We start from the raw sequence: 21,494 nt of genomic DNA, 5'->3' as shown, positions 1-21,494 counted from the left end.
CAGGACAAAATGCGAAAGAAAGTGCACCGGCGACCCCAACGACCTCAACGCCACAAAGCGGGAATCCTTCGAACGTGGAATAAAAACAAGGCGCTCTGGCTGCTGTTCCTGCCGTGCCTGTTGTATTATTTGATCTTCCGCTATGCACCGATGTTTGGATTAGTTATCACTTTCAAGGATTACAATCTCTTTAAAGGAATTTGGGCCAGCGATTGGGTGGGACTCAAATATTACAGGATGTTTATTGAGAATCCCGATTTTTGGCCGCTGATGAAAAATACTTTTCTGCTTGGTTTATATAAGCTGTTTTTCGGCTTCCCGGCACCAATTCTACTGGCGATTTTGCTTAATGAGGTGCGCAAGGCTGCTTTCAAACGTGTTGTGCAGACCGTCAGCTATCTTCCACATTTTATCTCAAATGTCATTGTTGCCAGTATGGTGATCATGTTTTTATCCCCAACCGGAGGGCTGATTAATAATCTGCTTGGTGCCATAGGGATTGGACCGATCAATTTCATGAACGAACCTGGATTGTTCCGCGGTATTTATGTCCTGTCGGAGATCTGGCAGCATATCGGCTGGGAGACCATTATCTACTTGGCCGCGTTGACCGCTATCGACCCGCAGTTGTATGAAGCTGCTGATATGGACGGAGCCAGCCGCATGCGTAAAATATGGCATGTCACCTTGCCCGGCATTTCACCCGCCATCGTGATCACCTTGATTCTTAATATCGGTAAAGTGCTCGAGATTGGCTTCGAGAAGGTGTTCCTGATGCAGAACCCGGCGATCTACGACACAGCGGATATTATCAGTACTTATGTCTATAGGGTGGGTATGGTGCAGGGGAACTTCAGCTATGGCGCTTCTATTGATCTCTTCATGGGCGTGATTAGCTTGATCTTCATCTATACAGCAAATTACATCAGCCGTCGTGTAAGCGAGACAAGTTTATGGTAGAAAAGAGGTGTGGTGATGAGATCACCCCGTTTATCCTGGTTTAATGTCGTGAGCACTTTTATCCTTCTCGTGGTTGTGGTGGTCACGCTTTATCCGTTCCTGCATATGCTCGCTGTCTCTCTCAGTAGTGATGTGCATGTCATGAAGAATACAGTTTCTTTCTGGCCTAAGGGTTTTAACCTGAATATGTATAAGCTTGTACTCGGAGATTCGCAAATCTGGGTGGCTTACAAAAATACACTCATTTACACCGTGCTTGGCACCTTTATCTCGTTGGTGGTCACCTCCACGGGTGCCTATGCACTCTCACGCAGTGATATGGCGCTGCGCAAGAGCTTCACCCTGTTGATTGTGGTGACGATGTTTTTCAGCGGAGGGATGATTCCTACGTTCCTCGTGGTTCGCTCCCTGGATCTGGTCGATACCGTATGGGGCATGGTGCTGCCGGGGGCGGTTAGCACTTGGAATCTGATTCTGATGCGGACCTTTTTCTCCGGCATTCCTAAAGAGCTGGAGGAGTCAGGCCGCATCGACGGACTGAATGATATCGGCATATTTATCCGTATTATTGTTCCGCTTTCCAAGGCTTCCTTCGCCACCATAGCACTCTTTTACGCGGTTGGCATGTGGAATAACTTTATTTACCCGCTGCTCTACCTGCGCTCACCGGATTTGTTCCCGCTGCAAGTGCTGCTGCGCAATTTGGTGCTGGCTGGCAGTGCTAGCTCGGGAGATGTTACTAGCATTGGAGGTGACAACATGGTGATAGAAGAATCGCTGAAGTACGCGACGATTATGGTCTCGACGCTTCCGATTCTGATTGTGTATCCATTTGTGCAGAAGTATTTCGTTAAGGGGGCCATGATTGGCGCGGTTAAAGGCTGAGGTGGGTGGAACCGTCACAAATTCAGAATAAGGGAGAGATCGTAATGAACAAATGGAAATCTGTACTGCTGCCACTGGTAATTGCAGCAACCGTAGTAACTGGCTGCAGCGGAGGGGGCAATGACACCTCGCCGCAGAGTAATACTCAGGGCAGTAGTACCGCTTCACCTACTGATTCGTCCAAAACCGAAAAAACCTTCACTGCGCTCTTAGACAACAATGCTACGTTCCCTTATTCGAAAAGCTGGCCCATTTGGAGCTGGCTGAAGGAGAAAACCGGTGTCACACTCGAGGTGCAGACCCCTTCAGGGAAGCTTGAAGAGAGCTTGAACCTGGCGATTGCCTCGAAGGCAATGCCGGATCTGATGTATATGCCTAACCGCAAAGAATCGAATAAATTCGGGCAACAGGGTGCGTTGGTGGATTTGATGGAGTATATGGACAAAATGCCGAATCTGACCGCCTGGGTAAAGCAGTATCCAGAGGAAGCGAAGGCTGCACTGTCTGCTGATGGCAAAATGTATATGTTCCCGAATCAGGGCTTTGGCGAGACGAATCGCATGATCTGGTTATACCGTAAAGACATTTTTGACAAAGAAGGAATCCAGGCACCAGCCACATATGAGGAGCTGCATACAGCTCTAAAAACCTTGAAGGCGAAATATCCGGACAGCTATCCGCTCTCGATCCGTTACGGTCAAATTCCTGATGAAATGAATGCCAATATGACTGTGAATTACGGGACAGGTGAAGGGGCTTATTATGATTTTGATAAAAAAGAGTGGCTTTTTGGGCCTACGGAAGATAGTTACAAGGAAATGGTTGGCATGTGGAAAATATTTTATGACGAAGGGCTGATTCCGCCTGACTTTCTATCTCTGCAAACTAAGCAATGGCAGGACATGGTGTCCACGGGCAAATCGTTTGTGACCATTGATTACATCAGCCGGATCGATTTTTTTAACAATGCGATGCAGCAGGAAAATCCGGAGTTCAACATGCAGTTCATGGCTCCTCCAGCGGGCATTGCCGGCGGCAAGCAACTGAACCCGTATTTTCATTATATGGAAGGTGGCCTAACCGTGGCATCAACCTCAAAGAACATCGATGATGTGATGAGCTATATGGACTTTTTCTATTCCGAAGAGGGACGTACGCTCAGCAGCTGGGGCGTGGAGGGCGAGACGTATGTGAAGGAAGGCGACACGATTAAGTTCAAACCAGAGTACAACGATGTGATCGAAATGCGGAAGCAGACAGGACTTCAGACTAGCGGAACGTACACGTGGATCGACTTTGGCTCACATCTGTCGTTGTTCTCAGACAATTTAAAGTATGCCTTTGAAGAAGCGACGAAATATGATCCGTCCATGATGCAGCCGCGTCCTGCATTTACGGAGAAAGAGAATGAAATTATCGCGATTACCGGCCAGGCGATCCAAAAACACCGCGATGAAAGCTTTGCCAAGTTTGTTACCGGCTCCCGAAAGCTGGCCGACTGGGACAAATATGTGGAGGAGATGAACAATCTCGGCGTGGATAAGTTGTTGAGCACTTATAAGGAAGCTTACGAGCGTGTTCAGAACATTCAGTTAAACGGGAATTAATCTGTCTGGTGCCAAGGACAATAGTTGCCGGAAAGGATGAGCGGGATGAATGACATCATTAAGCCTTTAGAGACACACAGAGTAGAGCAGATGTCCGTTCAGGTTTATGAAGATCGTAACCTGATGGGCACTGCGGCGGCATCGCAGGTTGCGCAGAAAATTAGAGCTTTGCTTCAAGATTCCGCGCGTCAGGTCCGAATCGTGTTTGCAGCCGCACCTTCGCAAAATGAACTGTACGAGGGGCTGGTGCGGGAGCAGGGGATTGATTGGTCCCGGGTCAATGCTTTTCATATGGATGAATACATTGGCCTTGCGGCTTCGGCTCCCCAGCGTTTCGGCCGTTTTTTGACAGATCGGCTATATAGTCGGGTTAACCCTGGCCGGGTAGAACTGCTGGATGGTCTCGCTGATGTGGTGCAGGAATGCCAGAGATATTCGGCCCTGTTGAGCGAGGCTCCTATTGATATCGTTTGCCTCGGGATCGGGGAAAACGGGCATATCGCGTTTAATGATCCGCCAGTTGCTAATTTTACCGACCCGCAGCTGGTCAAAGCGGTCGAACTGGAGGAAGCCTGCCGTCGCCAGCAGGTGAATGACGGTTGTTTTACCGGGCTGGACGAGGTGCCAACCCATGCGCTGACGCTTACGGTACCAGCCTTGCTGGCTGGCCGTCACCTGTACGGAATTGTACCTGGGGTGTCCAAACGCAATGCTTTACAGGCGGCGCTCCATGATTCGATCAGCACGGCATGTCCAGCTACTATTCTGCGCACCCATCCGGAGATCACGATGTTCACGGATCGGGCTGCCTTCGGCCTATGAACGTGTCAATTAAGGGAAAACACTACAAGACTGGGCTGCCGGTTGAGATAAGTGTCGAGCAGGGGCGAATCACTTCGGTCACCGAACTTGCGGAGAGTCCAGCCATGGCCGATTGGCCCTGGCTGGCACCCGGGTTGGTGGATCTGCAAGTGAACGGGGGCTGGGGGCTGGATCTCAACACGCTGCCTTTGCAGCCTGCCACGGTATTGGAACTGTCCCGACTTCTGCTAGGAAACGGGGTTACCAGCTATTGTCCAACTCTGATTACCAATGGCAAAGAAGCGCTGGCTCAAGCGGTCTCCGCTATTGCGGAAGCCGCTTCGCTGTATCCGGAAGATGCTGGGGGGATTGTAGGAATTCATCTGGAAGGTCCTTTTCTATCAGCAGAAGAGGGTCCACGCGGCGCCCATCCAAGGGAACATATTGGCCCGCCGGATTGGGATATGTTGTGCCGCTGGCAGGAAGCGGCTGAAGGGCTTATCCGTATCCTCACCGTCTCCCCGGAATGGCCAAACGCCGCTGCATTTATCGCCCGGTGCAGCGAATCAGGCATCCTTGTTTCCATCGGGCATACAGCAGCTTCTCCCGAACAGATAAGGGAGGCGGTTGCCGCAGGAGCGGTGATGTCTACGCATCTCGGCAATGGCACACATCTGACGCTGCCCCGTCATCCCAACTATTTGTGGGAGCAGCTGGCGGCGGATGAACTATACGGCTGTATGATTGCAGATGGCCAACATTTGCCGCCTGCTCTGTTGAAAGTAATTCTGCGGATGAAGCGCAGCCGCACCATCTTGGTCAGCGATGCTGTATCACTGAGCGGAATGCTGCCGGGAACTTACCACCTGCACATCGGTGGAGAGGTTGTATTAACAGCAGAAGGACGGCTGCATCTGGCCGGTAATCCGCAGCTGCTGGCAGGCTCCGCCATGATGCTTCCAGATCAGGTAGCCTATCTTGCGGAGGCTGGATTAGCCCGGCTGGATGAAGCCTGGGATTGTGCTTCTGTTCATCCGGCTACTTTGCTGGGGCTGGAGCAGGCGGCAGGGCTTAGGGCTGGAGCGCCTGCCGATCTCGTGAGCTTCTGCTATGAAGACAGGACACTTACCGTGCTGGAATGCTGGAAAAAGGGTCATAGCAGGGCTTGCAGTAATGAATTACAGCAAAGATTAGGAGGAGAACGATGCAGAGCTTGATACCGCAACCGAAGCAGATCCAAGTGAAAGAGGGAGAAGCTTTTCAGTTCAGCGAGGATGTAAGCCTGAGCCTCTACATGGAGCAGCATGATCCGAGACTGGTGGTTCATTGCCGCCGCTCGTTTCCGGAGCTGGAATGTACACATGTTATCTCGGGAAAAGGATATTCACTTATTCTTCAGAGTCTCTCGCAGCCAGAAACGAAAGGAGCACAGCCAGATGAAGTGGATCTAAAATTGCTTAACGGCCGGGCGGAAGGGTACAGGCTGGAGGTGTCGGAGCGCCGGGTGGTAATCCAAGCACTGGATGCGCCGGGTCTGTTTTACGGGCTGCAAACGGTACTACAACTGCGTAAGTCAGTAGGGGAAGTTCCTGCCGTGTCTATCACGGACTGGCCTGACACTACCTTGCGGGCGATGAACTTTGATCTTCGCCAGACATTTTCCAAGCCAGAGCTACTGCTATCGTATTTGGCGGATTTTGCCAGGTATAAAACGAATGCGGTTCTGATTGAATACGAAGATAAATTCCCGTTCCAGAAGTACCCGGAATTCGTGCATCCTCAGCAATCGTTAAGCCTCACACAGCTAGAGGAGCTGAAACGCACAGCCCATGAATATTTTATTGAGATCATTCCGCTGCAGCAGAGTTTCGGGCATCTGGAGTATGTACTCCGCCACGACGCTTGGCGGCACTTGCGCGAAACGGAGTTATCCCTCGGGGAGATCTGTCCATCGCATCCGGAATCCTTCGAGCTGATTACCGATCTGTTACAGGAGATGATGGATGCTCATCCGGATTCCCGTTATATTCACCTCGGCTGCGACGAGGTGTACAGCTTATGTGAATGCGAACGCTGTAAAACGTTGTTCGGAGGGGTACGGGAGCGGGCGTTTATCGCTTTTTTGAACACTTTGATTGAATTTACAGCCAGCCGTGGTAAAAAAGTGATTTTCTGGCATGACATGCTGGACAAATGCCCGCCGGAGGAACTGGCAAAGCTGGATAAGCGGAGTGCGGCGATGATCTGGATATACAACGGACGTAATATTGAAGCTGAGGTTTCTTCTCTTGCGGATAAATTCAGGTCACTAGGTATCGAGGTTATGGGAGCGCCGGCGGTTCGCAGCTTTGACTGGGCTGAACATCAGAATTATCCGGTACTATTGAACCGGACGGATAATCTGCTCCAATGGGCGGAGACAGCGGATAAGCTGGACCTCGGTTGCATCGTCGCCACGAACTGGACGGGGCCGTTCAGCCTTGGCGTTCCTTATGGTATCTTCGAGACGACGTGGTATCCGATGCTGCTGCACGCCGATTTGGCCTGGAACCGCAAAGCGGACGCCTCAACATTTATCGATCGATTCATGGAGCGGTTTCATGGCATTGATCCTAGAACAGGTCATGCTCAGCTCGGGAATTATCAGCTGGAAGATTATTATGATGTTATCTGGAAGCTGCTGGACAAGGTGAAGGATCACAAGGATGAAGCAGAGCTGATTGCCATTATGCATGATTTTGAAGCGGCGACGGACCGTTCGCGGGCGATCCACAAATATGTCTACCGCTGGGAGCTCTATCCGGGAGACGATGCGGAATGGCATTCGCTGCTGAACAATTACATGAGAAATCGCCGTGGACGTGAGAACGTTTTGCCTCGCATGAAAGCGGTTTTGGAGCGTTACCAGCCATCCGATATGGCGGAGCATTTTGTGAAATCCCGGTTCTATCTTCACGATTATCTGGAGCAGACATTATACCGTGAGCTGGGGTTTGGCCAGGCTGAATAAAGGTTTTGAAAAGATCGTACGGCTACCGTGTAAGCGGGTAGCTGTGCGGTCTTTTGTTATTCCTATCTGGATAAAAATGTATATTGAAACATAGTCAGGAACAAAATCCCATTTTGCTGCGTCTAACCTTATAAAGTCCTAGCAAACTACATTGGAGGAGAATGAATATGAGAGCAACACCCATAAACAGGATGATAAGGAAGGTTACACTTACCGCATTATGTATTTTGCTTGTATTGCTGAGTGGCAGGGTAATGGCGGAGCCGTCTCCGGCACAAAAGACAACCGCGGTATTCACAGCGGAGATGCAGAGTACCTTGGAAGAGGCGCAGAATGTGCTGCTGACGATACAGCCATTCCCGGACGAAGCAGCCGTAGGTTTCTTCAAGAATGGGCGCAGTCTGCCCAAGGGATATCTGGAGCAGACTGCCGATAAGATTCTGGAACAGCGGGGCAAGTTCACCAAGGTGGCAGAGCTAACTCGAACAGCGCTGGCTTACAGTGCTGCGGGGGGCAACATTAACAACATCGCGGGTATTGATCTTTATCCATTCCTGATGAATCATGACGGAATTGATTCGGAAGGGGCAGCCGCGGTAGCAGCCGCCTATATTACCTCGAAGAACTCCATTTCAAATTCATTGGAGCGGACAAACCGTTACCCCGATTTGCTGTTTTATCAGCTGCTTGATATGCAGCTAGCGGATGGCAGCTGGCCGCTGGCCGGGCAGAAGCAAGGAGATCTGGTAGCTACTGCCTGGGTACTGACGGCACTTGCTTCGGAAGTGAGTTCAGAACAAACTGCGCAGCCGATTGAGAAGGCTTTGCAGTGGCTTAAGAGCAAGCAGCAGCTAGACGGAGGATTCGATGGTAAAACTACGACGACAGCGCAGGTGATTGTTGCTTTATCCTCGCAGGGAGTTGATGCAGCAGATTTCACCAAGGAAGGCGGAGCCTCGTTGCTGGACCATTTGCTGGCGCAGAAGCTTCCGGGTGGCGGCTTTGCGCAGACAGCAGGCGGCGGAAACGATAGTCCCGCTACTGTGCAAGCCTACCTTGCCCTGACTTCCTATAAGCTGCTGTCCAAGCAGGCTGGCATGCTGTATAGCGGACTACATCATGCTGGACTTGACCGGGCAACGATTCAGGTCGAAGGACCCGGTGGCACCCTTGCCGGGGGGCATATTGTTGGCGGAGATGCTGTGAAGGCAGCGGCAGCTTTTTTACAGGCGAAGGGTCTGGCGTATAAGCTGAATGCGGATGCAGCTAAACCAGCCTTCACAGCTATAGAAGGGATTCAGAACGGGCGATACAATGGACGCGGAGAATGGAAGATTGCTGTATTCAGCGGGGGCAGTGCATGGATGTATCCTGAGAATAGCCCGTACAGACTGACAATAGGCAATGGGGATCAGCTGCTTGTTTACTACGCGGATGATACAGAACTGCTTGACCGGATGGAAGTAAAATGGAAAGATAAAAACGGCCAGGAAATGGGTGGATACGCAAGCGCCAATATGCCGTTTTCCCTCCATATCACCAAGTCAAACGGTCAGCTGGGCGGTCTTCCGGCTTTCGGCGCTACTGTGACACTTCAAGGAAAAAGCGTAGTGGCTGACAGCACGGGAAAGGTGTCTTTTGCCGGCATGAAGCCCGGTGTCTATCCTGTGCAAGTCACCAAATACCGTAAAGATGCCGCTCCAGCACTTTCCAAACGGACGTTTGCGCTGCATGTCTCTTCACCGGAATTGGCGAGCTTTACGGATGCCAATAAAGTCGCATCTTGGGCACGTTTGGATATCGCAACAGCGCTCAGCAGCGGATATATTCAGGGCGTGAGTGCCAGCGGAAATGTGCTGGCTCCTAAGCAGAAGCTGACCCGGGCTGAATTTCTGACCCTGCTGTTGCGGCTATTGCATGAGTTCCCCGATGCCAAGGCCACTTCTAGCTTTAAGGATGTTCCGGCGGACAAATGGTACAGCGGTACCATCGCCAAGGCTGAGGAGCTGGGCATTATCAGCTCTTCAGCCGGCAAGTTCGAACCGGACCGCGGTATTACGCGGGAAGAAGCGGCGGATATGGTAACCAAAGCTGCCCGGTTGTCTACGTACGGCAGCCCGGACCGTGTGAAGTTTGCCGATACTTCCAGTTTGTCAGAGGCGAGCCGCCAGGCGATTCAGGCCGTGAATGAACATGAAGTAATGACCGGCAGCGGGAGCCGTTTCGATCCTAAGCAGATTCTGGTGCGTGAGCAGGCAGCGGCAATTTTAGTCAGACTGCAGAAATTAATCCCGGAAGCCTTCTATTAATGGAATAAACGTCCAGGGATATGATAAGCTTCAGATAGAGTTATCACATCCAGTGCAGAGGAGGCAAATCTATGAGCCGCTTGATCACAGGCAACATATATTATGGATTTCAGGTCGTTAATGAGGAATTTATCCGGGAGATCGATTCCGCCGTATTCACGATGGAACATCTGAAGAGCGGCGCCAGGCTGCTTTTCGTGCAGAATCAGGATGACAACAAGGTATTCAGCGTGAGCTTCAGGACCCCTCCTGAAGATAGTACAGGGGTCTTTCATATTTTGGAGCATTCTGTATTATGTGGTTCGGAGAAATATCCGGTGAAGGAACCTTTTGTAGAATTGCTAAAGGGCTCGATGCAGACATTCCTGAACGCATTTACGTTTGGGGATAAGACGATGTATCCGGTGGCGAGCCGGAATGAGCAGGATTTCTCCAATCTGATGGAGGTCTACCTGGATAGTGTCTTTCAGCCGAATATTTATAAGCAAAAGGAGATTTTTGAGCAAGAGGGCTGGCATTACGAGCTTCAGCAAACAGAAGACGAGTTGATCTATAAAGGCGTGGTTTACAACGAGATGAAGGGTTCCTATTCCTCGCCGTTTACGGTACTGATGGACAGGATCAAAAAGTCGTTGTATCCAGACACGATTTACCGCCATTCTTCAGGTGGAGATCCGCAGGAGATTCCTGCGCTTACGTATGAGCAATTCCTTAAGGCGCACAGCAACTATTATCATCCGTCCAACAGTTATTTTTATCTGTACGGAGACGTCTCTATTGAAGAGAAGCTGCAATTTATAGACCAGGAATACCTTAGCCGTTATGAAAAGAACAGCTTTGATACCACCATTCCCCTACAACAGCCTACCGGAATGACGGAGCTGGTAGCGGATTATCCGATTCTGGAAGCAGAAACGGCCGACGACAAAACTTATTTGAGTCTGAACTATGTAATTGGAACCTCTACGGATCGGGAACTGAATCTGGCTTTTGATATTTTGAAAAGCATGCTGATGGACAGCAACGCAGCTCCGCTTAAGCAAGCCCTGCTGGAAAGCGGTCTGGGTAAAGATGCCTTTGCTTTTTATTCCGACAGTATGGTTCAGCCGCTGCTTGGCATTACCCTGACACATTCGAACGCCTCCGCCAAAGATGCCTTCGTGGAGCTGGTGAAGACCACATTAAGCAGCTTGGTTAAGAACGGGCTGGATGAGAAGCTGGTGCTGGCGGCGGTCAACAGCAAGGGATTTGAACTGCGGGAAGCGGACTTTAGCCGATATCCAAAGGGACTTACTTACAATATCGAAGTGATGAAGTCCTGGCTCTATGACGGTCAGCCGTCTACTCATATGCTTTATGAAGAGGTATTCACTACCATTCGGGAAAAAATAACGGATCGTTATTTTGAGAAGCTGATTGAGGTCTACTTACTGAATAGTGATCATTGCAGTCTGGTGGTGCTGAACCCGTCCAAGATGATTGCAGCCGACAAGGAAGCGAGCACCCAGCGTCAATTAAGTGAATACAAATCATCACAGCAACCAGACCAGCTGGAGCAGCTTGTGCAGAGTACACAACATCTTCTGGCACGGCAAGGCCGTGCAGATGCTGCCGAGGATTTGCAGAAGCTGCCGAGTTTATCTCTACAGGACATTAACCGCAGTGCTGAACCTCAGGTGCCATCCCATGAATATAACCTTGAGGGTCTAAAGCTGATCCATCATGACGTATCTACTCAAAAGATTGCGTATTGCAAGTTTTATTGGGATACGAGTGTTGTGGCTCCTGAGCAAATTCCTTATCTTGTGCTGCTGGCAGAGGTATTGGGCCAAATGGAGACAGCTTCTTACAGCATTGAAGAGCTCACTAGTGAAATTGGGATCAAAACCGGAGGCATTCATTTCAAAAATGAGATCTTTGGCGCTGCAAAAGATACTGGAGCCAGTTATCAGCCTAAATTCACTGCGCAGGTTAAGGTGATGGCGGGGCATATTGGCGAATCGCTGGATCTGCTGCGCGAGCTGCTCTATACCAGCGCGCTCGATAACCTGACGAAGCTACAGGAAATCGTGCGCCGGGAAGCTTCGCAGATGGAATCGGTTCTGAACCAAAAAGGCAATGAAATCGCGGCCAGCCGCCTGATGTCTTATTTTTCGGACATGGGAGCGTATCAGGAACAACAGGGTGGCGTGGCCTATTACCGCTTTATCCGTGAGCTTGCCGAGAAGATCGATCAGCAGGGAGCTGAGGTGGCAGACACGCTGAAGGATATCTGTACGGTTTTATTCAATAAACAGAATTTGGTCATCAGCGTGACGGGTACCCCTGATTTGTATGAAGAATTCGCCGCTAATGTAGCGAAGCTGGAAATTCAGGATCGGCCAGTGGTGAATAAACCTAAGATTACAGCGCAGGGCCATGCGGATAATGAAGGTTTTATGTCTTCCAGCCAGGTGCAATATGTGGTTAAAGGCTACGACTTCAACAAGCTAGGATTTACGTATTCCGGCAAAATGCAGGTGCTCAAAAAAATCATGAGCCTCACCTATCTGTGGAATGCCGTGCGCGTGAAGGGCGGAGCTTATGGCGGAAGCCTGATGCTGCGCAGAGATGGGATATTGATGTTCACTTCCTACCGTGATCCCAATTTGCAGGAGACGCTGGAGGTTTATGATCAGGCGTACCGATTCACCGAAGGATATGAAGCGGATGCCGACGAGATGACCAAAGCAATTATCGGCACCCTGTCCATGCTGGACCAGCCGCTGAGCCCAAGCGCTCAGGGACGGCGGGCGGACCGGCATTATTTTGAGCAGGTAACCGGGGCCGAGCTGCAGCAGGAACGGGATGAAATCTTGTCGACCACACCGGAAGACATCAGACAGTACACCGATTTGCTTAAGGCTGTGACGGAACAAAATTATTTCACTGTTGTCGGCAATGAATCCAAGCTGAAATCAACAAAAGGCTTATTCGGAAACCTAGAAGAACTTGTGATGTAATTCTCTCTATAAACTCCTCTTCAGTACCTGTTTGCCGACAAGTGCTGGAGAGGAGTTTTTTGTATTTAGTTAGAACCTTGACAGTTAGAGTTCTAACTATTATGATAATGATGTTACTTAGAGTTCTAACTAATTCAAAAGAGGAGGGAATAACAATGAACAAACCCGTTGTAGACACACCATTTTCTAATTTAATACGAGAGATTGGGATGAAAATAAAAGGTACAGCTGACACCAGGTTAAATGAGTTAGGTCTGAATTCACAACAAGGCCGCATGATCGGCTATATTTTTGAGAATCAAGCAGAAGGGGTTATTCAGAAGGATTTAGCGGAGGTCTTTAACAGGAAGGGGGCGAGCATCACCAGTATGCTTCAGGGGTTGGAGAAGAAAGGGTATATCCAGCGTGTCACTCCTGAAAATGATGAACGTCAAAAGAGTATTTTTGTATTGGAAAAAGGTGCTCTTTTAGTGGAAGAGTTCAATGAGATTTTCTCTGAGGTAGAAGCAAGCATTACTAAGGCGCTTAGTCCGGAAGAAACTGCAACCCTAAAGTCTTTACTTCAAAAAGTTAGTTCGAGTTTATAAACGTTCGGAGGTTCACTTATGACAAATGAGTTCTCAAATCAATATTATTTAGAGTCGGCGCCCATGAAAAAAGCGATCGCTCATTTATCGATTCCCATGATGATTGGGATGTCTGTGGGTACTATTTATAATGTAATCAATGCTTACTTCATCGGCTTATTGCACAATACAAGTATGCTGACCGCAATCACGCTGGGCCTGCCTATTTTTACCGTTTTAATGGCTTTTGGAAATGTATTGGGGGTAGGCGGAGGAACGTTTGTAACCCGCTTGGCGGGGCAAAAAGAGACGGAAAAAGGGAAAAAGGTTGCCGGATATACTTTTTACGGGAGTATTGTAGTGGGGCTTCTTATCGCGCTCATCGCTTGGTTAGCTATTAATCCGATCACGCGAATGCTTGGTGCAGATGCTGCTACCTTAGACTTTACGAAGTCTTACGCGCTCACTCTTTTTGCAGGCGGATTTGCTGTTGTGCTTAATTTTGCATTGGAACAACTGGTCCGTTCGGAAGGGGCCTCGAAGGAATCAATGTATGGTATTTTTATCAGTACGGCTTTAAGTTTGATTTTTGATCCTATATTTATTCTCGTGCTGAATTGGCATGTTGCCGGGGCTGCTTTGGCTATGGTTTTAGCAAATTTGGGCTCTGCTATTTATTATATTTACTTTTTGGAAACGAAAAGTGAGCATTTAAGAGGATTTTTGAAGCATTTTAAGATATCTGTACGAGATCAGCTTGAGGTTTATAAAATAGGTACAGCCGAGCTATTGCAAGCCAGTTTTTTAATTGTCAGCACGCTTTTGTTAAATAACTATTCCATTCAATATGGGGAGAGTGTGGTCGCCGGATTTGGTGTGGCTTTAAGAATTGTGCAGATTCCAGAATTTTTATCGATGGGTTTATTTTTGGGATTGATTCCGCTATTTGCTTTTAACTTTGCTAGTAAAAATACGGAGAGACTTAAATCCAGCATCAAATACGCTTTTGCATATATAGGCGGCATTGCAGTTGTTTTTGTGAGTCTAGTATATGTGTTTAGAGGAACGATTCTTCATTGGTTCTCAGGCGATCCTTCTGTGTTAAGCATGGGAACTTATATTTTGGCAGCTATGCTGATTTCGGCTTTATTTAATGGATTTACAGGATTATTTATGAGCATTTTTCAAGCAACGGGGCAAGGCACACCCACTACTATTATGGCAATAAGCCAAGGTGTATTATTTATACCGATGATTATCGTATTGCATTCTATTTTTGGCCTGCACGGTGTGATTTGGTCGATGACTGTGACTGAGGTAATAACGAGTGTGATGGGTGTGGTTTTGTTTATGATTTTTCGGAAAAAACTGAATAGTGCGGGCGGGGATGGAAAAGGCGCTGTAGAGGTTACGCCGGGATAACGCGATTGCTTTATGTAAAACTCAATATGGATTTTGTTTGCTGCGGGAGCTTAGCTCGCGCTTTTTTTTTGCGTTGTGCAAAAGGAATATAAAACTGCTGGATCGGTAAAATTCGTTCCAAAATGAACAATTCTAGTTCTTATGATGACTGCTTACTTTTTCTACAATTATGGATAAGTAAAGGAGGAGAACTATGATACGCAAAAAAAGGTTTCATCTTAACATGGACACACGCGAAGCGATGGCGGGGTATCTATTCGTTGCACCGCTTATGCTTGGGCTGATCATCTTGACGTTGATCCCGGTGCTGGGCTCACTGCTGTTAAGCTTCACGGACTGGAACTTTGTGGCTGGGTTAGGGGGGATTAAGTTCGCGGGCGTGGATAATTTCATCAGGCTGTTTCATGATGATGCTTTTATGAAAAGCTTGCTGAACAATTTGCTCTTTATTATCACAGTACCGGTTACGATCATCGTTGCCCTGCTGCTGGCTATCCTGATTGATAAACAGGTTTTTCTGAAGGATTTGTTTAAAGTGATTTATTTCCTTCCTTATATCTCCAGTGTAGTAGCCATCGCTATGGTTTGGCAGGTTATGTTTCACCCTTCGCTGGGACCCGTCAATCAATTCCTGATGTCACTGGGGTGGAACAACCCACCCAAATGGTTAGCTGATATCCATTATGCTCTGCCGTCGCTGATGTTGATTCAAGTCTGGATTCAGCTCGGTTACAACATTATTATTTTTATTGCAGGTTTACAGAGTATTCCAAAGGATCTTTATGAAGCAGCTGATATTGATGGTGCCAACGTCTGGCGCAAATTCCGCAACATCACGGTTCCCTGCATTTCGCCAACTACCTTTTTCCTGCTGGTAACAGGGGTTATCGGCTCATTTAAAATCTTTGATCTGATACAAGTATTGACCCAGGGTGGACCGGCTAACTCCACGACCGTTATCGTCTACGAGTTATATGATACAGCCTTCAATCAGCTGAAGACAGGTTACGCCTCTAGCATGGCACTCGTTCTGTTCCTTATTTGCCTGATCATTACAGCCTTGCAGATGTTGGCGCAAAAAAAATGGGTCAACTATTAAAGGCGGAAAGGAGAAATTACAGTGAAAAAAGAGCTTCTATCCAGAACCTTCTGGACCATCGCCATGGGACTGCTAGGTATCGCATTTCTTTTACCGTTCCTATGGATGTTATCCACTTCCTTTAAGCTGGAGAAAGATGTGTTTAACTTTCCGATTCAATGGTTGCCACAGCAGTGGAACCTCATTGAAAATTATAAACAGGTATGGTCGGGTGACTTCGCTCGCTATTATGGAAATTCCATTTATATTACGCTGGCTACGACTATAATTAATGTGCTGATATGCGCACTTGCTGCTTATGGGTTCTCCAAGCTGCGTTTTCCGGGCAGGGATGCGATGTTTATAGTTGTATTGGCACTTTATATGGTTCCTCCGCAGGCTTCGTTGGTTCCACAGTTTCTACTGTTTAACTGGCTGAATTTAATTGACACACATTTGGGATTGATCCTGATTAACAGCTTTAGTATTATTGGAGCGTTTATGCTCAAGCAATTTTTTATGGGGGTAAACAACGAGTATCTTGAATCGGCGCGGATGGATGGAGCAGGGCATTTTCGCTCTTTTCTACAGATTGCCTTTCCGCTGATCCGTCCCGCTGTAGCTACTTATGCTATTTTGCGCTTTATTTGGACCTGGAACGACTATCAATATCCACTCATTTTTTTGAAATCTAAAGAGTTGTTTACGATTCAGCTGGGGATCCGGTTGTTCGGGGATCAATACGGGGATGTCTATTCACTCATGATGGCTGGTGCGGTATCTGCAATTCTGCCGTTGCTCATCATTTTTGCACTCGGACAGAAGCAGGTTATTGAGGGAATTGCCCTCGGAGGTGTGAAAGGATAATAAAAGTCAAAATAGTTTCTCTTCGGTAGAATATGAGAACTTTCCTCGTCAATCCTGCATGTTAGGATGTTCTTGTAAGCAGTTACATAGTCACTGGTTATTAAGCGAGTGATGCCCAACACATTTATAGGAGGGTCTAAATGAAAAAGAAATTATTATCTGCATTCATCATCACATCGATGGCGTTATCATTGGCCGCTTGCGGCGGAAATGCGAAAACCAATAATGCAGGAGCGACTAATGCACCCGATGCTGGTGGAAATTCAAAGCCTGCAGCAGAGAAGGTTACCCTGAAGCTGAGCACCTGGCAGACAGAAGCCAAAGCGAAATGGAGCACGATTATCGCGGAGTTTGAGAAGACGCATCCCGATATTCATGTGGAAGTAGATTTGCTGAATGAAAAAGGTGATTCGGTAGCCTCTATGCAGAAGCTGGATTTGATGGCGGCTGCAAGCGATCCGCTGGATATTGTCGAACTGCCTTATACCAACTATTCACAGCGTGCAGATATCGGGTTATTGGAACCGATGGATGACTATATTCAGAAGGAAGGTTATAAGCTTGCAGATGAATATCTGGTGGACACTACGGTCAATGGCAAAATCTATGCGTTACCGTCTTCCATGCAGCGCTGGTTCGTGCTCCTTAACAAAGAAATGTTAGATGAAGCAGGCCTTCCGGTTCCGACAGATTGGACATGGGCGGATTTCGAAGAGTATGCCAAGAAATTGACCAAGGGCGAGGGCGCAACGAAACGTTTTGGCGCGTATCTGCATAATTGGCCGGATTATTTCCAGCTCCAACTGATGAGCAAGTCTACGGATAATACTTTTCTAAAAGCTGATGGAACCTCCAATGCACTTGACCCGCAATTTAAGGCTAATCTGCAGATGATGAAGAAAATGATGTACGAAGATAAGAGTGCCACTCCTTATGAGGATATTATTTCGCAAAAACTAGCTTACCGGAATCAGTATTTTAACGGTTTAGCAGCGATGCTTCCGATGGGCGACTGGATGGTTGCGGAATCGGGTGGAACGGATGCCATTCCGGCAACCTTTGTTACCGCGTTTGCGCCGATTCCCCGACTTGAGAGTGAGAGCAAACACTACTCACCCGTACAGCCGACCTACATGGGAATAGCCGCTAAATCCAAGCATAAGGAAGCTGCCTATACCTTTGTGCGCTGGTATACCTCAGAAGGACTGGAAATCGGTGGACGCGTTTTCTCTGGCTGGGCCAAATCGGATACGAACAAATTAGTGGATACAATTGTGAGTGGTTCTAAGGATGCCTCTAAGATTGACGTCGATTCTCTGAAATATACGATGGAGAACTCGACACCTGGTGCAACGCAGGTTCCGGCTAAATATGCGGATGAAGCTAAGAACAACGTTATTCCAGAAGCGGAGATGTATCTCCTAGGCCAACAGGATCTGGATGTCACAGTTGCCAATATCGATAAAAAAATAACGGAAGTTGTTCAGAACAATAGCGGAAAGTAAGCGGAGGCTGATTGTACGCTTTTCAAAGGGGGCTTATAATGTGGGGGCAGGAAAGCATTTCTGCCTCCTGCTCCAAATTCAAACAGATGTGGGGCCTGTAATCCGTGTTTAGAAAGCATCTATCCCTCCGTAAGAAACTTGTCTGGTCATCGCTGATCTGCGTCCTGATCCCGCTGATCTGCATTTACATGGTTACTGATTATTTGACCCGGGATCTCATTCTGGAGAAAGCGGTTGGTAGCGCAAGAGAATCTTTAAATGCAGCCAGCGCCAATATGAATGCCATATTTGAACAGACACTGGAACAGTCCAACTTTGTGCTCCAGAACAGCGAGATCAGGCAGATGATGTCTGCCGATTCAGAGTCGCTCCGTGCACCAAAGCAGATCATTCAGTATAACCGTATGTCGCGGATGCTGGATGATATGTTTGTTTTAACAGAATATTTGAAGGTGACGTTAATCGGAAAAAATGGTCTTATTTATACCAGCTATCCTTACAGTGACTTTAATCCGAGTAATTTCTACAACAAGAATTGGACATCGTTGCTGAAACAAATTCAACCCATCTCGACTTATTGGAGAGCGGAGCACGATACTTACTACAATTATTCTGATAAAGGCTCAGCTGATTGGGTAACCATTGCAAGGCCGATTCAATCGACCTCTAGCAGTACCATCGGATATTTAATTATTAATATCAATGAGCGCAAGCTCCGTCCTTATCTAAATAACGATAATGATAAAGAGATGATGCTTTTGGATGACAAGGGAACTGTAGTTTCCCATGCTGATAAGGCCCGAATCGGAGAGACGATGACGTGGTTGAAAAAGGATGGCGAGCTTGACACTGTGGAAATCGACGGAGAGAAGTTTTTATATGTTGATCAGGAGCTGAGCAGCAACAAATGGCGGATGGTCAGCATTATCCCGCTGAAGGCAGCCTTGTCAAAAAATAAGCAGATTTTATTTATCAGCCTGGCGGTGCAGATTCTTTTCTTTACTTTGTTTTCCGTTCTCTTAACCGTTCTAATCTCAAAGCTGACTCAGCCTATCGTAAAATTAAGCGCTTTTGTAAAGCGAATAGGTCGTGGTCAGTTAGATGAACGTTCGTTCATTCGAGGGAATAATGAGGCAGCACAGCTCGCCCGCACCATTGACCAGATGCTAGATCGGATCGAGTCTATGATTGAACAAATCACTTATGAACAGACGGGAAAAAGAAAAGCCGAACTAGAGATGCTACAAGCGCAGATCAATCCACATTTTATGTTTAATCTGCTGAATTCGATTCGCTTAAATATTCTGATGCAAGGCGATCGGGAGAATGCTGAGTTGATTGGTTCGCTGTCGTCTTTGCTCCGTATGACCTTTAACAGGGACAATGAGTTTATCCCGCTTCGTGAGGAGACAGATACGATATCGCATTATGTCACTTTAATGAATTTCCGCCATGCCAATCAGGTCAGGCTGGAAATGAATTTAGCGGACGGGAGCGCTGAAGCACTGGTGCCTCGATTTATGATTCAACCCATGATCGAGAATGCCATCATCCATGGCTTCGAGCAGTTTGGTGGCGAGATTTTTATTGAAGCTCGTATTGTTGCAACTACGGGAAGCTTGGTTATCACCATTAAGGATAATGGGATCGGGATGTCACCGGAAACTTTAACAAGACTTCGTGAAACCGCATACAGCAGCGAACAAATTACAGAGGAGGACAGAAAAGGGTTCTCCGGCATAGGTTTACGCAATGTGGCCCAACGCCTCAGTATGATTTATGGCGCTTCTTTTAAGCTGAATATTCAAAGTGAACCTGATGTGGGCACGGAGATTTGTCTGGAGTTTCCTCTGAATTACGGAAAGGTGGGTGTGGAGAATGCTGACGGCAATATTGGTGGATGATGACTATCCGGTTATCCGTTATTTGTCGCAGGCCGTACCTTGGAGCGAGCTCGGTATTGAACTCATCGGTTGTTATTATAGCGGTCTCGAGGCTTGGGAAAAAGCACAGCAGAGTCCACCAGATCTCATTATTACCGATATTGGCATGCCCAAGATGAACGGGCTGGAGATGCTGGAGCTATTCAGAGCTGTGCAGCCCGGAATCCGTGCGATTATTCTCTCCTGCCACAACGAATTCAAATACGCCCAGCAAGCGCTGAAATTAAACGTAGGAGAATATATTTTAAAGGAATCACTGGATATTGAGCAGTTACAGCAAGCGATTAGAACCCTTGTGGCGGAAGTGGGACTGAATAGGCAGCAGCATACGGAGATGCTGGTTTATAAGCAAAAGCAGTCTCAAAATCGCGCCGCGCTGAAGGAAAAGTTTCTAAAAGATACCTTGTATCAATCCTGGGACAAGGGGGCTTGGATCGAGCAGGCCCGATCAAACGGAATTATGATCCATGCCAAAAACTATATTCCGCTGGTTATTGTAATTGACCGTCCAGAGGAAGCTTCAAGGGTTCGCCGGATGAGTGAATATACGATTTCTTTTGCAGTTGAGAATATCATGCAGGAAGTGCTTGAGGCTGATCACAGTCTGTTTATTTCGAGATACAGCCATAAGGAGATAGTCATTCTCTTTTGTAGCGACCAGCCTTCCAAAGATCATCAGGCAATCTATCACTCCATTCAAAATGCAGCCTCTGCGGTTCAGAAATATCTTAAACTTTCTGTCTCTTGCTTATTTGGCGCTGAGGCGCGCAGTCCTGAGGAAATTCGCGGAACATTGCAGCGGATGCTGAAGGAGAAAATACAGCGCTTTTATCTCCCTGCGGCGGGAATTCACCGTTTTGAAGAAGTCTGCTTTTCCGGAGAAGATATTTATGCTGAATATGGAACCTTATACGCTGTTATCAATGATGATATTGCCTTGAACAGGAACACGGAGCTTCGCGTTCATGTAAAGGAATGGAGGGAATGGGTGGCCTCGCAAAAATTCCATCCGAATGAAGTCAAGGAATGTGTGCTTCGCTTGCTGATGGACTTGCAGATGAAGACGAAACAGCTTCTGCAATCTCCATTGCCTATAACCGAAGAAAAGCTATTTAGCGTGGTTGGTGACATTGAAACTCTGGAGCATTTGGAACAATGGCTGGTGCAGTACTTGGAGGAATTAGCGCGGAAAATAAGTATGTTCTCCATCAAGTCTAAACGGAGTGAAGTCATCAAAGCCCAGCAGTTCGTGATTAGTCATGTGACGGAGAAAATAACGCTGGAGGACATGGCAGGCCGCCTTAACTTAAATGCCAGTTATTTCAGCCGCTTATTCAAACGGGAAACAAACCAGAACTTCATTGAATATGTAAATATGCTAAAGCTTCAGAAGGCAAAGGAGCTGCTTAACCAATCTGAAAAGACAGTGGAAGAGATCTCCGAGTATTTGGGATATGCCAACAAAAGTTATTTCATCAAGCTGTTTAAACGGGAAATGGGCATGAGACCTAGCGAATATGCGGCTTGGCATTAAGTGTG

The 21,494-nt window shown here is 47.6% G+C and carries 15 protein-coding genes; all 15 read left to right on the top strand.

Annotated elements, in window-relative coordinates; all coding sequences use genetic code 11:
• The first annotated feature begins 9 nt into the window (after positions 1–9).
• The 15 genes from MKZ16_RS23740 to MKZ16_RS23670 all read left to right on the top strand — a co-directional run bounded on the left by MKZ16_RS23740 (position 10) and on the right by MKZ16_RS23670 (position 21,489).
• A complete protein-coding gene (locus MKZ16_RS23740) occupies positions 10–960 on the top strand; it encodes an ABC transporter permease subunit (protein WP_051491278.1) in 951 nt (316 codons plus the stop codon).
• A gap of 15 nt (positions 961–975) precedes the next feature.
• Positions 976–1,845, top strand: coding sequence for a carbohydrate ABC transporter permease (locus tag MKZ16_RS23735; protein WP_036683160.1), 870 nt, complete (start codon positions 976–978; stop codon positions 1,843–1,845).
• A gap of 44 nt (positions 1,846–1,889) precedes the next feature.
• Positions 1,890–3,452 (top strand): extracellular solute-binding protein, encoded by a 1,563-nt coding sequence (locus tag MKZ16_RS23730; RefSeq protein WP_076100985.1) that lies wholly within the window; start codon positions 1,890–1,892, stop codon positions 3,450–3,452.
• A gap of 45 nt (positions 3,453–3,497) precedes the next feature.
• Complete coding sequence (locus tag MKZ16_RS23725; RefSeq protein WP_076104311.1) at positions 3,498–4,274, top strand: glucosamine-6-phosphate deaminase; 777 nt, start codon at positions 3,498–3,500, stop codon at positions 4,272–4,274.
• Positions 4,271–5,470, top strand: coding sequence for an amidohydrolase family protein (locus MKZ16_RS23720; protein ID WP_038572673.1), 1,200 nt, complete (start codon positions 4,271–4,273; stop codon positions 5,468–5,470). Before MKZ16_RS23725 ends, MKZ16_RS23720 begins: the two co-directional genes overlap by 4 nt.
• Positions 5,458–7,263, top strand: a complete 1,806-nt coding sequence (locus MKZ16_RS23715; protein WP_076104312.1) for a DUF4838 domain-containing protein — start codon at positions 5,458–5,460, stop codon at positions 7,261–7,263. Before MKZ16_RS23720 ends, MKZ16_RS23715 begins: the two co-directional genes overlap by 13 nt.
• A gap of 191 nt (positions 7,264–7,454) precedes the next feature.
• Positions 7,455–9,572: an S-layer homology domain-containing protein gene (locus MKZ16_RS23710; RefSeq protein WP_170914302.1), complete on the top strand. Its 2,118-nt coding sequence runs from the start codon at positions 7,455–7,457 to the stop codon at positions 9,570–9,572.
• Between the two features lie 71 nt (positions 9,573–9,643).
• A complete protein-coding gene (locus MKZ16_RS23705) occupies positions 9,644–12,574 on the top strand; it encodes an insulinase family protein (protein ID WP_076104314.1) in 2,931 nt (976 codons plus the stop codon).
• A 155-nt stretch (positions 12,575–12,729) separates the two neighbouring features.
• Positions 12,730–13,161, top strand: coding sequence for a MarR family transcriptional regulator (locus tag MKZ16_RS23700; protein WP_038572665.1), 432 nt, complete (start codon positions 12,730–12,732; stop codon positions 13,159–13,161).
• A gap of 18 nt (positions 13,162–13,179) precedes the next feature.
• Positions 13,180–14,562, top strand: a complete 1,383-nt coding sequence (locus MKZ16_RS23695; protein WP_076104315.1) for an MATE family efflux transporter — start codon at positions 13,180–13,182, stop codon at positions 14,560–14,562.
• Positions 14,563–14,755: 193 nt separating this feature from the next.
• Complete coding sequence (locus tag MKZ16_RS23690; protein ID WP_036683142.1) at positions 14,756–15,661, top strand: sugar ABC transporter permease; 906 nt, start codon at positions 14,756–14,758, stop codon at positions 15,659–15,661.
• A gap of 63 nt (positions 15,662–15,724) precedes the next feature.
• Positions 15,725–16,507 carry a carbohydrate ABC transporter permease gene (locus tag MKZ16_RS23685; RefSeq protein WP_052097522.1) on the top strand — a complete coding sequence of 261 codons (783 nt, stop codon included), beginning with the start codon at positions 15,725–15,727 and terminating at the stop codon, positions 16,505–16,507.
• A 140-nt stretch (positions 16,508–16,647) separates the two neighbouring features.
• On the top strand, positions 16,648–18,012 hold the full coding sequence (locus tag MKZ16_RS23680) for an extracellular solute-binding protein (protein WP_038572661.1): 1,365 nt from the start codon (positions 16,648–16,650) through the stop codon (positions 18,010–18,012).
• 104 nt (positions 18,013–18,116) lie between these two features.
• Positions 18,117–19,916: a sensor histidine kinase gene (locus MKZ16_RS23675; protein ID WP_076104316.1), complete on the top strand. Its 1,800-nt coding sequence runs from the start codon at positions 18,117–18,119 to the stop codon at positions 19,914–19,916.
• Positions 19,891–21,489 (top strand): helix-turn-helix domain-containing protein, encoded by a 1,599-nt coding sequence (locus MKZ16_RS23670; RefSeq protein ID WP_076100510.1) that lies wholly within the window; start codon positions 19,891–19,893, stop codon positions 21,487–21,489. The genes MKZ16_RS23675 and MKZ16_RS23670 overlap by 26 nt, the downstream gene beginning before the upstream one ends.
• The last annotated feature ends 5 nt before the right edge of the window (positions 21,490–21,494 follow it).

The organism is Paenibacillus sp. FSL R5-0928, assembly GCF_037970385.1.
Classification (GTDB): Bacteria; Bacillota; Bacilli; order Paenibacillales; family Paenibacillaceae; genus Paenibacillus_AQ; species Paenibacillus_AQ odorifer.
This window is presented reverse-complemented; position numbering and strand designations above follow the sequence as displayed.

Bases quoted from the DNA above. Each gene is read 5' to 3' on its own strand.
- MKZ16_RS23740 (WP_051491278.1), top strand. From the start codon at position 10: ATGCGAAAGAAAGTGCACCGGCGACCCCAACGACCTCAACGCCACAAA.
- MKZ16_RS23735 (WP_036683160.1), top strand. From the start codon at position 976: ATGAGATCACCCCGTTTATCCTGGTTTAATGTCGTGAGCACTTTTATC.
- MKZ16_RS23730 (WP_076100985.1), top strand. From the start codon at position 1,890: ATGAACAAATGGAAATCTGTACTGCTGCCACTGGTAATTGCAGCAACC.
- MKZ16_RS23725 (WP_076104311.1), top strand. From the start codon at position 3,498: ATGAATGACATCATTAAGCCTTTAGAGACACACAGAGTAGAGCAGATG.
- MKZ16_RS23720 (WP_038572673.1), top strand. From the start codon at position 4,271: ATGAACGTGTCAATTAAGGGAAAACACTACAAGACTGGGCTGCCGGTT.
- MKZ16_RS23715 (WP_076104312.1), top strand. From the start codon at position 5,458: ATGCAGAGCTTGATACCGCAACCGAAGCAGATCCAAGTGAAAGAGGGA.
- MKZ16_RS23710 (WP_170914302.1), top strand. From the start codon at position 7,455: ATGATAAGGAAGGTTACACTTACCGCATTATGTATTTTGCTTGTATTG.
- MKZ16_RS23705 (WP_076104314.1), top strand. From the start codon at position 9,644: ATGAGCCGCTTGATCACAGGCAACATATATTATGGATTTCAGGTCGTT.
- MKZ16_RS23700 (WP_038572665.1), top strand. From the start codon at position 12,730: ATGAACAAACCCGTTGTAGACACACCATTTTCTAATTTAATACGAGAG.
- MKZ16_RS23695 (WP_076104315.1), top strand. From the start codon at position 13,180: ATGACAAATGAGTTCTCAAATCAATATTATTTAGAGTCGGCGCCCATG.
- MKZ16_RS23690 (WP_036683142.1), top strand. From the start codon at position 14,756: ATGATACGCAAAAAAAGGTTTCATCTTAACATGGACACACGCGAAGCG.
- MKZ16_RS23685 (WP_052097522.1), top strand. From the start codon at position 15,725: ATGGGACTGCTAGGTATCGCATTTCTTTTACCGTTCCTATGGATGTTA.
- MKZ16_RS23680 (WP_038572661.1), top strand. From the start codon at position 16,648: ATGAAAAAGAAATTATTATCTGCATTCATCATCACATCGATGGCGTTA.
- MKZ16_RS23670 (WP_076100510.1), top strand. From the start codon at position 19,891: ATGCTGACGGCAATATTGGTGGATGATGACTATCCGGTTATCCGTTAT.